General features: G+C 63.2%; 16 protein-coding genes. 12 read left to right on the top strand and 4 right to left on the bottom strand.

The annotated features are described in order from the left end of the window. Positions 1-293: 293 nt before the first annotated feature. The 11 genes from flgB to JQ558_RS27645 all read left to right on the top strand — a co-directional run bounded on the left by flgB (position 294) and on the right by JQ558_RS27645 (position 10,735). Complete coding sequence (gene flgB / locus JQ558_RS27695; protein WP_212204349.1) at positions 294-710, top strand: flagellar basal body rod protein FlgB; 417 nt, start codon at positions 294-296, stop codon at positions 708-710. A 26-nt stretch (positions 711-736) separates the two neighbouring features. Beyond that, the gene (gene flgC, locus JQ558_RS27690; RefSeq protein ID WP_212204351.1) at positions 737-1,165 is read left to right on the top strand and encodes a flagellar basal body rod protein FlgC; all 429 of its coding nucleotides are present in this window, start codon (positions 737-739) and stop codon (positions 1,163-1,165) included. 17 nt (positions 1,166-1,182) lie between these two features. Beyond that, the gene (fliE, locus tag JQ558_RS27685) at positions 1,183-1,494 is read left to right on the top strand and encodes a flagellar hook-basal body complex protein FliE (protein WP_212204359.1); all 312 of its coding nucleotides are present in this window, start codon (positions 1,183-1,185) and stop codon (positions 1,492-1,494) included. A gap of 103 nt (positions 1,495-1,597) precedes the next feature. Continuing rightward, positions 1,598-1,861, top strand: a complete 264-nt coding sequence (gene fliQ / locus JQ558_RS27680) for a flagellar biosynthesis protein FliQ (RefSeq protein WP_212204364.1) — start codon at positions 1,598-1,600, stop codon at positions 1,859-1,861. A 17-nt stretch (positions 1,862-1,878) separates the two neighbouring features. Beyond that, positions 1,879-2,649 (top strand): flagellar biosynthetic protein FliR, encoded by a 771-nt coding sequence (fliR, locus tag JQ558_RS27675; RefSeq protein ID WP_212204369.1) that lies wholly within the window; start codon positions 1,879-1,881, stop codon positions 2,647-2,649. Positions 2,650-2,721: 72 nt separating this feature from the next. Next, entirely contained in the window at positions 2,722-3,795 is a 1,074-nt protein-coding gene (flhB, locus tag JQ558_RS27670) for a flagellar biosynthesis protein FlhB (protein WP_212273288.1), read from the top strand. Positions 3,796-4,010: 215 nt separating this feature from the next. Next, positions 4,011-6,575: a cell cycle histidine kinase CckA gene (cckA, locus tag JQ558_RS27665; protein WP_212295762.1), complete on the top strand. Its 2,565-nt coding sequence runs from the start codon at positions 4,011-4,013 to the stop codon at positions 6,573-6,575. A 165-nt stretch (positions 6,576-6,740) separates the two neighbouring features. Continuing rightward, complete coding sequence (locus JQ558_RS27660) at positions 6,741-7,895, top strand: hypothetical protein (protein WP_212295761.1); 1,155 nt, start codon at positions 6,741-6,743, stop codon at positions 7,893-7,895. A gap of 149 nt (positions 7,896-8,044) precedes the next feature. Beyond that, positions 8,045-9,028 (top strand): Tim44-like domain-containing protein, encoded by a 984-nt coding sequence (locus tag JQ558_RS27655; protein WP_212204373.1) that lies wholly within the window; start codon positions 8,045-8,047, stop codon positions 9,026-9,028. A 179-nt stretch (positions 9,029-9,207) separates the two neighbouring features. Then, positions 9,208-10,041: an amidohydrolase gene (locus JQ558_RS27650; protein ID WP_212295760.1), complete on the top strand. Its 834-nt coding sequence runs from the start codon at positions 9,208-9,210 to the stop codon at positions 10,039-10,041. 316 nt (positions 10,042-10,357) lie between these two features. Next, a complete protein-coding gene (locus JQ558_RS27645) occupies positions 10,358-10,735 on the top strand; it encodes a hypothetical protein (protein WP_212273283.1) in 378 nt (125 codons plus the stop codon). A 128-nt stretch (positions 10,736-10,863) separates the two neighbouring features. On the opposite strand, the gene JQ558_RS27640 is transcribed toward JQ558_RS27645, so the two are convergent. Beyond that, entirely contained in the window at positions 10,864-11,313 is a 450-nt protein-coding gene (locus JQ558_RS27640) for a DUF3606 domain-containing protein (RefSeq protein WP_212204377.1), read from the bottom strand. 233 nt (positions 11,314-11,546) lie between these two features. On the opposite strand from JQ558_RS27640, the gene JQ558_RS27635 reads away from it, so the two are divergent. After that, the gene (locus JQ558_RS27635) at positions 11,547-12,254 is read left to right on the top strand and encodes a glutathione S-transferase (RefSeq protein WP_212204379.1); all 708 of its coding nucleotides are present in this window, start codon (positions 11,547-11,549) and stop codon (positions 12,252-12,254) included. Positions 12,255-12,406: 152 nt separating this feature from the next. Here the strand turns inward: JQ558_RS27635 and JQ558_RS27630 are convergent, their stop codons facing one another. The 3 genes from JQ558_RS27630 to JQ558_RS27620 form a co-directional block, all read right to left on the bottom strand. Continuing rightward, the gene (locus tag JQ558_RS27630) at positions 12,407-12,766 is read right to left on the bottom strand and encodes a GFA family protein (protein WP_212204380.1); all 360 of its coding nucleotides are present in this window, start codon (positions 12,764-12,766) and stop codon (positions 12,407-12,409) included. A 7-nt stretch (positions 12,767-12,773) separates the two neighbouring features. Beyond that, a complete protein-coding gene (locus JQ558_RS27625; protein WP_212295759.1) occupies positions 12,774-13,448 on the bottom strand; it encodes an isoprenylcysteine carboxylmethyltransferase family protein in 675 nt (224 codons plus the stop codon). An 89-nt stretch (positions 13,449-13,537) separates the two neighbouring features. After that, positions 13,538-13,738: a hypothetical protein gene (locus JQ558_RS27620; protein ID WP_212204382.1), complete on the bottom strand. Its 201-nt coding sequence runs from the start codon at positions 13,736-13,738 to the stop codon at positions 13,538-13,540. Positions 13,739-13,847: the final 109 nt, after the last annotated feature.

Genomic DNA, 13,847 nt, shown 5'->3' with positions numbered 1-13,847 from the left:
CGCCCGAGATCAGCCCTAATTCCTTAATTCCCCACGGCAAACGCTGCCGCCCATTAATTAATAGACCAAGAATCGCTTGATCCAAAACGACTTCTGAGCGCCCCCGGCCGCGTCGGCCGCGGCTGGTTAACGCAGATTTCGTGGCGAAAATGCGCTCTTTTGGGCGTCGGCCCCCGTGCAAGCGCGTTGTCCACGGCCTGATACTGCGGATTTTAACCAGCCGTTAACCATACACCGGGCAAATTCTGCCTACCTCGCGGCGCCTGCCAGAGGTTAACGAGGACCCGCTCGCGATGGCCATCAACGATCTTCCGGACCTGTCGGCGCTGCGCACCAAGATGCAGTGGCATCAGGAGCGCCAGCGGGTGCTCGCCGAGAACATCTCCAACGCCAACACCCCGAATTTCAAGCCGCGCGATCTGGTCGAACCGAAATTCGACCACAAGGGTTCCGCCGCCACCGTCGGCGGAACGTTCGGATCGATGGCGATGCTGCGCACCAGCGCGAGCCATATCGGCGCGTCCGGCGGCGGGCAGACCTTCGACGGCGATGGCGGCAAGAGCGGGTTCCTGACCCGACCCGCCGGCAACGCCGTCAATCTGGAAGATCAGATGATGCGGGTCTCCGCCAACCAGATGGACTATGCGGCGGCCACCTCGCTCTACAGCCGCAGCCTCGGACTTCTCAAAACCGCCATCGGAAAGCGCTGACGCGCCGCATTTAGGGGAGCCGGATCATGGCAAATGAAGGTGGAAGCGACTTCGCCCGCTCGATGAGCATCGCGACCTCGGGCCTGCGCGCGCAGGCCGGGCGGATGCGGGTGATCTCGGAAAACATCGCGAACGTGGATTCCACCGCGCCGACGTCCGCCGGCGATCCCTATCGCCGCAAGGTGCCAACCTTCTCCTCGGCGCTCGACCGTACGATCGATGCGAAAGTGGTGACGCTCGGCAAGGTGCGCGCCGACCAGTCGGCGTTCCGCATCAAGCACGAGCCGAGCAACCCGGCGGCGGACGCCGCCGGCAACGTCAAATATCCCAACGTCAACCCGCTGGTCGAAATGACCGACATGCGCGAAGCCCAGCGGTCCTATGAAGCCAACCTCAACATCATCAGCGCCACGCGCCGGATGATCCAACGCACGCTCGACATCCTCAAGGCCTGAAACAGGAATCCTAAACCATGGCTTCACCGACAGTAGCAGCAAACGCCTACGCCGCGCTCTCGCGCATCATGGAGACCGGCGGCGCCGAGAAGGGCGGCCAGAAATCGGGCGGCCCATCCTTCGGCGCGCTGCTCAAGGATGCCGTCGGCAGCGTGATGGAAGCCGGCAAGAAATCGGACGCCCAGACCATCGCGATGACTTCCGGCAAGGCCAACGTCATGGACGTGGTGACGGCGGTGGCCGAGACCGACGTCGCGGTCTCGACGCTGGTGTCGGTGCGCGACCGGGTGATCCAGTCTTACGAAGACATCATGAAGATGCCGATCTGATAGAGGCGAATAGCGAATGGCGAATAGGGCTGAAATCCATTCGCTATTCGCCACTCGCCATTCGCCCGCCTCGAAATGGCGGAAATAAACCGAGAGAATCAAAATGACCGGTGCTGAAACCCTCGACGTGGCGCGTGATGCGATCTGGACCATCGTGGTGGTGTCGTCGCCCTTGATGGTGGTCGGCCTCGTGGTCGGCGTCGTGGTGTCGCTGTTCCAGGCGCTGACGCAGATCCAGGAACAGACGCTGATCTTCGTGCCGAAGATCATCGCGATCTTCGTGACGTTATTGCTGGCGCTGCCGTTCATGGCGGATTCGATGCAAGGCTACATGATGCGGATATCGTCGCGAATCATAGGCGGATGATGCACTGTGCGTAGACCATGCGCATCGATGTCTCCATGCTGCCGGCCCTGGCCGCCACTTTCATGCTGGTGTTCGCCCGCGTGGGGGCGATGGTGATGCTGTTGCCGGGATTCGGCGAGAGCAACATCCCGGTCCGGATCAAGCTCGCGATCGCGCTGTTGCTGACGCTGATCATCCTGCCGCTGCACCGCGCCGCCTATCAGGTCGATTTGACTTCGATGAGTGCGATGGGCGTTCTGATGGTGCACGAGATCGTCATCGGCGTGGTGCTCGGCGCCACCGCGCGGGTGACGCTGTCGGCGCTGGCGGTCGCAGGCTCAGTGATCGCCCAGCAGCTCGGCCTCGGCTTCGTCACTGCCGTCGATCCGACCCAGGGCCAGCAGGGCCTTCTGATCGGCAACTTCCTCACCATCCTCGGCATGACGCTGTTGTTCGCCACCGACAGCCATCATCTGGTGATCGCGGCGCTCAACGAGAGCTACCGGATCTTCTCGCCGGGCGAGACGATGCCGACCGGCGATGTCGCGGCGCTTGCGACCCGCGCTTTCACTGCCGCCTTCAAGATCGGCCTGCAATTGTCGGCGCCGTTTTTGGTGTTCGGCATCGTCTTCAACATGGGGCTCGGGATTCTGGCGCGGCTGATGCCGGCGATGCAGGTCTATTTCGTCGGCGTGCCGCTCTCGATCCTGATCGGCTTCCTGATCTTCGCCGCCGTCCTCACGGCGATGATGGGGACCTATCTGAACTACTTCACCGGCGTCATGCACGAGCTCACACCGCTTAGATAGAGCATGATCCGGAAAAGTGGGAACCCTTTTTCCGAAGAGATCATGCTCAAATAAAAAAGCCAAGGCGCCGCGATGGCCGACGATAGCGACGATAAAACAGAAGACCCTACGCAAAAGCGTCTCGACGACGCGCATGCGAAGGGCGACGTTGCCAAGAGCCAGGAGGTCAACACCTGGTTCGTGATCGCGGGCGCGACGCTTGTGCTGTCGACTTTCTCGGGCTCGATCGGCGGCGGCATCCTGATGCCGCTGCGCAATTTGATCGCCAATGCCGGCACGCTGCGCGCCGACGGCTCGGCGTTGCTGCAACTCGGCAATACGCTCGGCATTGCCGTGCTGGCGGCGATCGGTGTGCCGCTGCTGATGCTGATGATATCGGCCATCGCCGGCAACATGATCCAGCACCGGCTGGTGTGGTCGTCGGAATCGCTCACGCCCAAATTCAGCAAGGTGTCGCCCGGCGCCGGCTTCAAGCGCATCTTCGGCAAGCAGGCGCTGGCGAACTTCCTCAAGGGCGTGTTCAAGCTGGTCGCGCTCGGCGCCGTCATGATGGCGGTGCTGTGGCCGGAGCGCCACCGGCTGGAGTCGTTCCTGGCCTTCGACCCGACGGCGATCATGGGCGTCACCACCAGTCTGACGCTGCATCTGATGGGCGCGGTGGTGGCGATGCTGGCCGCCGTGGCGATCGCGGATTACTTCTTCCAGTACCGGCAGTGGTTCGAGCGGCAGAAGATGTCGCTGCAGGAGATCAAGGACGAGTTCAAACAGTCCGAAGGCGACCCCCACATCAAGGCCAAGATCCGGCAGTTGCGCCAGGCCAACATGAAGAAGCGGATGATGACCGATGTGCCCAAGGCCAGCGTCATCATCACCAACCCGACCCACTATTCGGTGGCGCTGTCCTACGACCGCGGCATGTCGGCGCCGGTCTGCGTCGCCAAGGGCGTCGACAATATCGCGTTCAAGATCAGGGAGATCGCCAAGAAACACGACATTCCGATCGTGGAGAACGTGCCGCTGGCGCGCGCGCTCTATGCGACCGTCGATGTCGACGAGGAGATCCCGGTCGAGCACTATCATGCGGTTGCCGAAATCATCGGCTTCGTCATGGGGTTGAAGCGCGACGCTGCCGGCCGGCGCAACTGACGGGGGTCGGAACTTGCCTTGAAATGCGTTGGATAAGGCCTTGGACGATAATTTTTTACGTGTTTTCTTCACTCGAACCGGTGCCCATTTCGCTTGAAACCGCTATTGATGCCAATTAGCCGCCTGATGGACTTGCGCTTGCCGGTCCGATTCAGGCACTCAAGGGCGCGCAGATCAGCGCGCCATCCCATGCCGACGGGCTTGCGTCCCCTGATATGACCGCCGAAACCGACAGCCATCCGTCCCCCGAGCCCTTCGCGGCCCATGAGCCGGCGCGGCGTAGCGGCAGCATCGTGCTGGTGCTGCTGGTCGCCGCCGGCATCGTCGCGATCGCGGTCGTGCTGATGACCATCGGCCGCGCCCAGGCCCAGCCCTATATCCTCGGCGTGCTGGCGCTGCTGGCCATGGTCGGCCTGTTCAATCTGTTCGCCTTTGCCGCTGGAATCATCCGCTTCACCGACCGCTCTACCGACGATCCGGTGATGGGACGGATCGCCGACCATGCCCATGACGGGCTCGCGGTCACCGATTCGCGCGGCCACGTCGTCTATTCCAACGCCGCCTATCTGGCGCTGACGGGGGCCGCGACCGCCCAGGAGGTGCGCCCGATCGAGCGCGTCTTCATCGGCAATCCTGATGTCTCGGAGGCGGTGTTCCGCCTGCTCAAGGCGGCGCGCGAAGGCAAGCGGCAGCAGGAGGAAGTCCGGATCGCAGGGACCGACGGCGCCCATGGCCGCTGGCTGCGGATGCGGGTCCGCCCCCTCGGCGCCAGCAAGCGCGAGGCGAAATACTCGGTGTGGTCGATCGCCGACATCACGCGGGATCGCGAACGCCAGGAGGACGTCTTCAAGGAATTGCAGCACGCGATCGAATATCTCGATCACGCGCCTTGCGGCTTCTTCTCGGTCAGTCCTTCGGGCGAGGTCGTCTATGTCAACGCGACGCTGGCGGGCTGGCTCGATCACGACCTTGCCGAAATCGGATCGGGCGGCCTGAAGCTGACCGATATCGTATCGGGTGACGGCGCGTCGCTGCTGACCTCGATCGTGGCGGTGCCGGGCGAAGTCAAAACCGAAGTGCTCGACATCGATCTGCGCATGCGCAGCGGCAGGACCATGCCGGTGCGGCTCTATCACAAGCTGGCGTTCGGCGCCGACGGCGTGCCCGGCGCGTCGCGGACGCTGGTGATCAGCCGCGCGCGCGACGAGCATTCCGACCCCGAGCGCGCCGCCGAAGTGCGCTTCATGCGGTTCTTCGACCATACGCCGATGGCGATCGCGACCGTTGACCGCGCCGGCGCGGTGGTGCGCGCCAATGCCCGCTTCGCCAAGCTGGCGCAAAGCCTGAGCGCGGACGGTGCCGCCAACAAATCGATCTTCCGCAGCGTGAACGCCCGCGACCGCAGCCTGCTGATCGCGGCGATCAACCAGGCCGCCGAAGGGCAGGGCGACATCGCGCCGGTGGAAGCCATGCTCGACGGTGCCAAGGAGCGCTGGGCGCAATATTTCGTCACCGCGGTCGAGGAGGACGAGCGCGAAACCGAAGCCGCCATCGTCTACATGCTGGAAACCACCGAGCGGCGCACGCTCGAGAACCAGATCAACCAGTCGCAGAAGATGGACATGGTCGGCCAGCTTGCCGGCGGCATCGCGCACGATTTCAACAACGTGCTCTCGGCCATCATGATGGCCAACGACTTCCTGCTGAACGCGCACAAGCCGACCGACCCGTCGTTCCAGGACATCATGCAGATCAAGCAGAACGCTACCCGCGCGGCGACGCTGGTGAGGCAGCTGCTCGCGTTCTCGCGCCGCCAGACCCTGCGCCCGCAGGTGCTCGATCTCGGCGACGCATTGAGCGACCTCACCATGCTGCTGCGCCGCCTGATCGGCGAGAAGGTCAAGCTCGACCTCGTGCATGGCCGTGATCTCTGGCCGGTGAAGGTCGACGTCTCGCAATTCGAACAGGTGATCGTCAATCTCGCCGTCAACGCCCGCGACGCGATGGCCGATGGCGGCAAACTGACGGTCAAGACCAGCAACGTCACGACGGATGAAGCCGCGCTGTTGTCCTATAAGGGCATGCCGGCTGCGGACTACGTGCGGATCGACGTCGCCGATACCGGCACCGGCATCCCCGCCGAGATCGTCGACAAGATCTTCGAGCCGTTCTTCTCCACCAAGGAGGTCGGCAAGGGCACCGGCCTCGGGCTGTCGACCGTCTACGGCATCGTCAAGCAGACCGGCGGCTTTGTTTACGTGGATTCGAAAGCGGGGGAGGGCACCACGTTCCGCATCTTCCTGCCGCGGCACCGTCCGGAACTGGAAGCCGCACCCGAACCGCAGGTCACCAATGGCGCCGCCAAGGAAGCCGCCGCCGAGCCGCCGAAGCCGCAGGCCGATCTCACCGGGCAGGGCACCATCCTGCTGGTGGAAGACGAGGACGGCCTGCGCTCGCTCAACGCGCGCGGTCTTCGTTCGCGCGGCTACAGCGTGATCGAGGCCGCCAACGGCATCGAGGCGATGGAAGCGCTGGAGGAGAAGAACGGCGCCGTCGATCTCGTCGTCTCCGACGTGGTGATGCCGGAAATGGACGGCCCAACGCTGCTCAAGGAAATGCGGCAGCGCAATCCCAACCTCAAGATCATCTTCGTCTCCGGCTATGCCGAAGAGGCGTTCGACAAGAGCCTGCCGGAAAACGAGCAGTTCGCCTTCCTCGCCAAGCCGTTTGCGCTCAGTGCACTGGTCGCGAAGGTGAAGGAGACGATGACGGCGTCGTGAGGCCGTCTTCGGTCTTCGGTCCGGATTTCAGGATTTGTTGCGAGGCCGGAACGGCCGCGTCCCCACCGTTTGGGCCGGAAAACCCGCGCCACCATACATTTGCCGTTCTGAACGGGGTTAAGGTGTCCGCTTACGGCACCGACGCTGCTCATGAAGGCAAGTTGCATGACCGATCCTGCCACGGTTCCCGAGGCGGCTGACGCCGCGGAAACAGCGTATTTTCTGCGCCGTTTCGCCGACATGATGTCCAACGGGCAAAACGCCGAAAATCTGCTGCGTGCGGCCGATCTGATCGACGGCCTGATGGCGCGCGTTACCGGCGCCTTCGATGAGGAACAGCTGTGGCGCTACAAGTACGAAACCGTGAGCCACCAGAATGACGAGCTGGAAACCGAATGCGAAAGCCTTCGGCATGACGTCGAGAGGCACGTAAAGCTTTCCAGTTTCATCATCACCGAGCGCGATACGCTCAAGACGACGCTGCAGGGGCGGGAGGCCGAGCTGCTCGAACTCGGCGACACGCTGAAGCGAGCGCAGGAAACCTTGAAGGGTGCACAGGACGAGGCCGCGACGAAATCGCAGGCGCATGAATCCGCCCTGGCCGAGCTTGGTACGAGCTTCGATCAGGAGCGTGTCGCGCTGAAGGCAAGCCTGGAAGCGAGCATCAAGCAAATCGAGCAGCAGCGCAGCGAGCATCTGCGCGAGCGCGACGAGCTCTCGGCAAAGCTGTCGCAGAGCGAGGCCGTCATGGCCGAGTTCAGGCTTGCGTTTGATCGTGAGCGTGACGATTGGCAATCCAGGCTGCGATCACGCGAGGACGAACTTGCGACGATCCGCGTCGCGACCGCCAACGAACACGAGGAGCTGCAGCAAAGGATCGAGGCGCTCGAGGCCAAGCGGGAGGAGCTTCGGTCAGCCTTTGACCGGATCAGCCAGCTCGGCGTGGCCGCCACCGACCCGCGCGCGGAAGCCCAAGTCGGCTCGCCTCCGGTTCAATCGCAAGAGCGGGATTCAGCGCCCCGGGATTCTGCGCCCGGGGAAAACAGTGCGGTCGTGCCGAAAGAGACCCTGCGCCAGGCGCGGGCGCAGTTCGAATTTCTGGCCAGGGAATGTGTTCGCCGCGGCGATGTCGCGACCCAGGCCATGTGCGAGCTCGGGGCCCACACCATGGATCAGGCCCTCGTGGCCGTCGAAACATCGCATCCATCGCCGGTCGGTGAGGTGGCGTTAAGCATCCTCGGGCCGATCCTTGGACCGGCCCTTGGACCGACCGCCGCCGATCCTCATCCGACTCGCCAGGTCAGCGCGGAAAACTTCTGAATTCCAGGGTTCAAACCCACAACCGGCCTAATCGTCACATCCCCGCGACTGAGGGCCGCAGCGCTTGTTCCCGTTTACGGCTTCACTTTTAAGCAGCTCTGCCCATCTTAGGGGCTGCTTCCCCATGCCGGGGAATTGAGGAAACAGATATGAATTTCACGCAACGCACGCGCGGAATTGTTCGGGCCTTCGCCATCGTCCTGTCGCTGGCGGTTCCCGCCGCGATGGCCATCACGGCGGCTGACGCCCGGGTGGGCGGCGGCAACAGCTCCGGTTCGCGGGGGTCGAAGACCTATTCGGCTCCGCCCAGCACCACCACGGCGCCCAATGCGGCGCAGCCCATGAACCGTACCTTCAGCCAGCCGGGCGCACCGGCGGCCGCTGGAGCCGCCGCAGGGGCAGCCAAGGGCGGCTTCTTCAGCCGGCCCGGTATGGGCATGATGATGGGCGGTCTCGCCGCAGGCTTCCTCGGCGCCGGCTTGTTCGGCATGCTGTCCGGTGGCGGGCTGCTCGGCGGCCTCGGCGGGATTGCGTCGATCATCGGCCTGATCCTGCAGATCGGCCTGATCCTGATCGTGGTCAAGCTGGCAATGTCGTGGTGGCAGCGCCGCCATACCCCGGCGACCGCCTATGCCAATTCCGCTGCCGGACCGGCCGCGGGTTCAGCCCCGCCGCAGACCGGCTTCGGCTCAGGAATGGGCTTTGGTCTGGGATCGAGCGCCCCCGCGCCGCTTGAGATCGGGCCTTCCGACTACGAGGCGTTCGAACGGCTGCTTGGCGAAGTCCAGGCCGCATGGTCGAACGAGGACGTCGCGAAGCTGCATACGCTGGCAACGCCCGAGATGGTGTCGTACTTCACCAAGGACCTCGAGCAGAACAAGGCCAACAACGACCTTAACAAGGTGTCCGACGTCAAGCTGCTGCAGGGCGACCTCGCAGAAGCCTGGCGCGAAGGCCAAACCGACTACGCGAGCGTCGCGATGCGCTTCTCGCTGGTCGACAAGACCCTGGAGCGCGGCACCAATCGTCTGGTCTCGGGCAGCGAAACCCCGATCGAGGCGACGGAAGTCTGGACCTTCGCCCGGCAAGCCGGCGGACATTGGGAACTCTCGGCGATCCAGCAGACCAACTGATCTTCTGCTGAACGCTAAAAGATTGAAGGCGCCGCGGTTGATTCCGCGGCGCCTTTTGCTTTGCCGGTATGGATCCGGAATAATGATTGTCGCGGCGGGGAATCCTGGGATTCCCCGATGCGCAATGCGCATCTGAGATACGGTGCTTGTGCACCATTCCGGAATGACGGAACGAGTCCATGAAGATCATCGACGCGCAGGTTCACATCTGGTCGCAAACTGTGACGCCGACGTCCGGCTTGCATCGCAAAGTCGAAAAATTCACGGCCGAGGAAGTCTTGGCCGAGATGGACGAGGCAGGGGTGGACGCCGCGCTCATCCATCCGCCGGCCGGCTGGGATCCCGATTCCAACGCGCTGGCGATCGAGGCGGCCCGGACTTATCCAGACCGCTTTGCCATCATGGGCAATTTTCCGCTGGAAGATCCTGACAACCGCAAGCTGATCCACGGCTGGCGCGCGCAGCCCGGCATGATGGGCCTGCGCTGGCCGCTGCTGCTGGAAGCGCACCAGAAATGGCTCTACGACGGCTCGCTCGACTGGCTGTGGCCCGCGGCCGAGCAGGAGGGGCTGCCGCTGGCAATGATGGGCGGACTGTTCCTGCCGAAGTTTCGCGAGATCGCCGAACGCCATCCCGACCTGAAGATGATCCTGGATCATTGCGGCCTGAACCGGCACGGACGGGACGCCGAGGCGTTCGTCCATCTCGATGAACTGGTGGCGCTCGCGCAATTGCCGAACGTCGCGGTCAAGGCGACCGGTGCGCCGCATTATTCGACCGAGCCCTATCCGTTCCGCAACATCCATGACGGGCTGCGCCGCATCTTCGATGCCTATGGGCCGAAGCGGATGTTCTGGGGCACCGACATCACGCGGATGCCGTGCAGCTACCGGCAATGCGTCACGTTCTTCACCGAGGAGCTGCCGTGGTTGAAGGGCGCCGATCTGGACGACGTGATGGGCCGCGCGCTCTGCGCCTGGATCGGCTGGGATTATGCGAGCGTGCGCGGCTGAGACATTGTTCGGTTCGGTGGCCTCATGGTTCGTCCGGCGATGCCCAGCATCGTCCGGAGACGCGCGAAGACGCGCTCCTCACCTTGAGGAGCTGAGATTTCATCCTGAGCTAGTGGACCTCATCCTGAGGAGCCGCGCGCTTGCGCGGCGTCTCGAAGGATGCAAGCCCGGATCGCCTCGTTCAGGAAGCGTTAGCGATGTTCGTCAAGGTAAATATTCTTTTCAAGTTGACGCTTGGTGTTGCTCGGCTAGATCATTCAAACGGACGAAGTTGCGTGCAACTTCACGAATTTTCTTCAAGCCAGCAGGTATTGTCATGTCTCGCGTTATTGCCGCCGCCTTCGCCACCGCGCTCGCCGCCATTGTCGCTCCGACCGCCGCGTCGGCTGGCTGCTATTCGTGCTACCAGCCGCAGCCCTGCTGCGGTCCGCAATACGTGCAGCAGGTGATCCCGGCGGAGTACCGCACCGTGCAGGAAACCGTGATGGTTTCGCCCGGCCGCGTCACCGCGTATCGCACCCCGGCGCGCTATCGCACGGTGATGGTGCCGAAGACCGTGATGGTCTCGCCCGGCCGCGTCCACTATGAACGGACAGCCCCGCGATACGCCGTCCAGCAGCGCGTTGAAATGGTTGCGCCGGCCCGTGCCTATTATGCGCCGGTCGCGCCGCGCTGCGCCACCTGCGGCTATTGAGCCTCACGCCAGCCGCGATTCCCTGACACCGTCGCCCTGTCCGGCGACGGGCCTGCGCGATCGCGGCGCTGATGCTCGAAGAAAGCTATGCCCGGCTTTGAGGCCGCCTTTCAGGCGGCCTTTTTCTTTTACTTTTTCTTTGACGCCTTCCTGGCGCTCTTCTTTTTGGCCGTTTTCTTTTTCGCTGCCTTTTTGACGGTCTTCTTGACGGTCTTTTTGGCGGCTTTCTTCTTGGTCGTTTTCTTCTTGGCCAGATAGGCGCCGACGTTTCTCGACGAATGCCCGGCGGCAGCGACGGCAGCCTTCAGTTTCGCCGGGGTGACCTTGAATTTCTTCGACCAGTAGCGGACTTCGTGGGGCTGGCTGATGGCGATCAGGGCGCGGTCGGCGGCCTTGTGCTTCTGCTCCCCGATATAGGCTTCCACTTTCCTGGCTGAGTGGCCGACCTTCTTGACGGCGGCTTTCAGCTGGGCCGGCGTGATCTTCAATTTCTTCGACCAATAGGCGACTTCGTAAGCCTCGCTCATTGCGATCAGCGCGGCATCGGCACCGCCGCGCTTCTTCTTGTTATCCGCCATCCCATGCTCCTTCGTGTTGAGGAATCCGGCACCCAGCAAGAACCTAACACGGCCTCCCGCCTTCGGACAGATTCGCACCTGTGGAGAATTCAGGCCGTGCGAAACGCAGTTGTGTGGCGACGGGCGTCAGGACCGGCCGGCATTGCGACGAACGAAATACGGATTGATGTGTTATGGCTGCAAGCAGGGTTCTTGCTACAGGTCCTTGCTACAGGTCCTTGGAGATGCCGTCGATGCGCTATCAACTGTATTACTGGCCACATATTCAGGGCCGCGGCGAATACGTCCGGCTTGCACTGGAAGAAGCCGGCGCGGCCTATACCGACGTGGCGCGAAGCGGCAACGGCACCAGCACGATGATGAAGATGATGGAGACGGCAAAGGGCACGCCGCCGTTTGCGCCGCCGTTCCTGAAAGCGGGAAACCTCGTGATCGGCCAGACCGCCAACATCCTGCTCTATCTCGGCGCGCGCCATGGGCTGGCGCCGAAGGCGGAAGCGGCAAGACTGTGGGTGCACCAGTTGCAGCTCACGATTACGGATTTTGTGCTGGAAGTTCACGACACCCATCATCCGCTTGGTCCGTCGCTCTATTACGAGGAGCAGAAGGCGCCGGCCAAAAAGCGCACCGCCGAATTCTGGAAGTCACGGGTGCCGAAATATCTGGATTATTTCGAGGGGTTGCTGGCCGCGGGTGGCGGCGGCTACGTCACCGGCCGGCGCCTGACCTATGTCGACCTGTCGCTGTTCCAGATCGTGGAGGGGCTGCGCTACGCCTTTCCCAAGCGCATGAAAGCGTTTGAAAAGAACATTCCCGCCCTGGTCGAGCTGCATGACCGCGTGGCCGCGCGGCCGAACATCAAGGCCTATCTCGCCAGCGAGCGGCGGATCGCGTTCAACGAGGACGGGATATTCCGGCGCTACAAGGCGCTGGATGTGTGAGAGGCGCAGGTCTCGTCATGCCCGGGCTTGACCCGGGCATCCACGTCTTTCTTTTTGATCTGAGCGAAAGACGTGGATGGCCGGGGATAGGCGAGCGGAAGCGACGCCGTCCTTCAGACGGCTATGTCAGGCCATGACGGTGTTCATAGCCGTCACCTGCTCCGCCCGTCCACCGGCGTCATCGTCAGCTTCGATAGCTCGATGCCGTCGATGCAGCTCACATTGAGCGCCACCACGTCGCTGCCGTCGGGCCTGGTGCCGCGCGCAAAGACGTGGACGCCGCAATCGATGCAGAGCTGGTGGCGGATCGCGTGCTTGTTGAAGAGATATTCGCGCAAATTGTCCTCGCCGGCGCGGAGGTGAAAGCTCTTCGGATCCAGGAAGGTGATATGCAGGCCCTTCTTGGTGCAGATCGAACAATTGCAGGCGGTCACCATTGCGAGGTCGGTCGTGCATTCGAACCGAACCTGGCCGCAATGGCAGCCGCCCGTGTAGGTCTTGCTTTCAGGCATGTGTCCCTCACCAGATTCCCGGAACCAGACGATAGCGCACGCGGGCGGCGTAGTCAGCATATCCCGGCAGGCCCGAGATCAGCGTGCGTTCCTCAATACGGGCGCGTACCGCAAACAGGATGGCGAACAGCGGCGCCAGCGCCACGCCCCACCAGGATCCCAGCAGCAGCGGCACGCCGATGAAAAACAGCATGATGCCGCTGTACATGGGATGACGGACGAAGGCGTAGGGCCCCGTCGAGATCACATGATGGCCGCGCGCGGCCTGTACCTTGATCACGGGGGCCGCGAACGAGTTTTCGCGAAACACCCACATGATGAAGCCTGTCGAGAGCAGGTACATCGCAAGGCCCAGCACCTGCAGCGCCACGGGGACATTGGAGGCCTGCATGCGCCGGTCCAGTCCCATCGCGACGAACCAGATCAACCCCGTGGCGGCGAACACCAGCATGAATTTCTTGTCGGCGGCCGGCTGTTCCTCGCGTGCCGTCAGCCGCATCCGTTCGGCGAGCAGCGCGGGATCGGTTTTCGCAAGCCACAGGCCGCAGGCCGGGCCGAGCACCGCCGAGGTCGCAAGGCATGCCCACGCGCCGGGCCAATGCAGCGTGCCGGCGGAGGCAAACAGCAGCGCACCCATCCCGACGACGAACAAAGTGTTCTGCAGCAACAGCTTCGCGATCATGCGGTATCCCCATTGCCTGGGCATCATGATCGCGCGATTTTTCGGCAAACTTGCGGCGTTTGGCCCGACAAGGCCAGGGCGAGCAGCCCCTAAGCGAGCTGGTCGACCCGCGTTCCCTGTCCGGGCGGCAGGGCGGCAAGCAGCGTCGGCTTCGGCAGGCGCGTGCCGTCGGCGGCGGCGCCGTTTTGTACGTCGGCGGGCTTCACTTCCGTGAGCTTTAGATCAGTTTTGGGCGCGCTGGCTTCAGGCGGCTTGATCTGCACCGGCGCGGACACAGCAGAGATATCCATCGGCATCATCCTTTTCGTTGCCTCCGACACTGGAGGCATTGAAGCGAACGATGTGTGAATCCCGGCCGGCGATCCCGCCCGATGGTGAACGGGGCGCTCGAAAATTCAT

Origin of the sequence: Bradyrhizobium sp. AUGA SZCCT0160 (assembly GCF_018130105.1) — a bacterium.
Classification (GTDB): domain Bacteria; phylum Pseudomonadota; class Alphaproteobacteria; order Rhizobiales; family Xanthobacteraceae; genus Bradyrhizobium.
Note: the sequence above shows the minus strand (reverse complement) of the source record. Positions and strands in the feature narration are given on the sequence as shown.

Excerpts from the sequence above, each read along its gene's own strand:
- flgC (WP_212204351.1), top strand. The coding sequence starts at position 737 with ATGGCAAATGAAGGTGGAAGCGACTTCGCCCGCTCGATGAGCATCGCG.
- cckA (WP_212295762.1), top strand. The coding sequence starts at position 4,011 with ATGACCGCCGAAACCGACAGCCATCCGTCCCCCGAGCCCTTCGCGGCC.
- JQ558_RS27660 (WP_212295761.1), top strand. The coding sequence starts at position 6,741 with ATGACCGATCCTGCCACGGTTCCCGAGGCGGCTGACGCCGCGGAAACA.
- flgB (WP_212204349.1), top strand. The coding sequence starts at position 294 with ATGGCCATCAACGATCTTCCGGACCTGTCGGCGCTGCGCACCAAGATG.
- flhB (WP_212273288.1), top strand. The coding sequence starts at position 2,722 with ATGGCCGACGATAGCGACGATAAAACAGAAGACCCTACGCAAAAGCGT.
- JQ558_RS27635 (WP_212204379.1), top strand. The coding sequence starts at position 11,547 with ATGCGCTATCAACTGTATTACTGGCCACATATTCAGGGCCGCGGCGAA.
- JQ558_RS27655 (WP_212204373.1), top strand. The coding sequence starts at position 8,045 with ATGAATTTCACGCAACGCACGCGCGGAATTGTTCGGGCCTTCGCCATC.
- fliQ (WP_212204364.1), top strand. The coding sequence starts at position 1,598 with ATGACCGGTGCTGAAACCCTCGACGTGGCGCGTGATGCGATCTGGACC.
- fliR (WP_212204369.1), top strand. The coding sequence starts at position 1,879 with ATGCGCATCGATGTCTCCATGCTGCCGGCCCTGGCCGCCACTTTCATG.
- JQ558_RS27620 (WP_212204382.1), bottom strand. The coding sequence starts at position 13,738 with ATGGATATCTCTGCTGTGTCCGCGCCGGTGCAGATCAAGCCGCCTGAA.
- JQ558_RS27640 (WP_212204377.1), bottom strand. The coding sequence starts at position 11,313 with ATGGCGGATAACAAGAAGAAGCGCGGCGGTGCCGATGCCGCGCTGATC.
- JQ558_RS27630 (WP_212204380.1), bottom strand. The coding sequence starts at position 12,766 with ATGCCTGAAAGCAAGACCTACACGGGCGGCTGCCATTGCGGCCAGGTT.
- JQ558_RS27645 (WP_212273283.1), top strand. The coding sequence starts at position 10,358 with ATGTCTCGCGTTATTGCCGCCGCCTTCGCCACCGCGCTCGCCGCCATT.
- fliE (WP_212204359.1), top strand. The coding sequence starts at position 1,183 with ATGGCTTCACCGACAGTAGCAGCAAACGCCTACGCCGCGCTCTCGCGC.
- JQ558_RS27650 (WP_212295760.1), top strand. The coding sequence starts at position 9,208 with ATGAAGATCATCGACGCGCAGGTTCACATCTGGTCGCAAACTGTGACG.
- JQ558_RS27625 (WP_212295759.1), bottom strand. The coding sequence starts at position 13,448 with ATGATCGCGAAGCTGTTGCTGCAGAACACTTTGTTCGTCGTCGGGATG.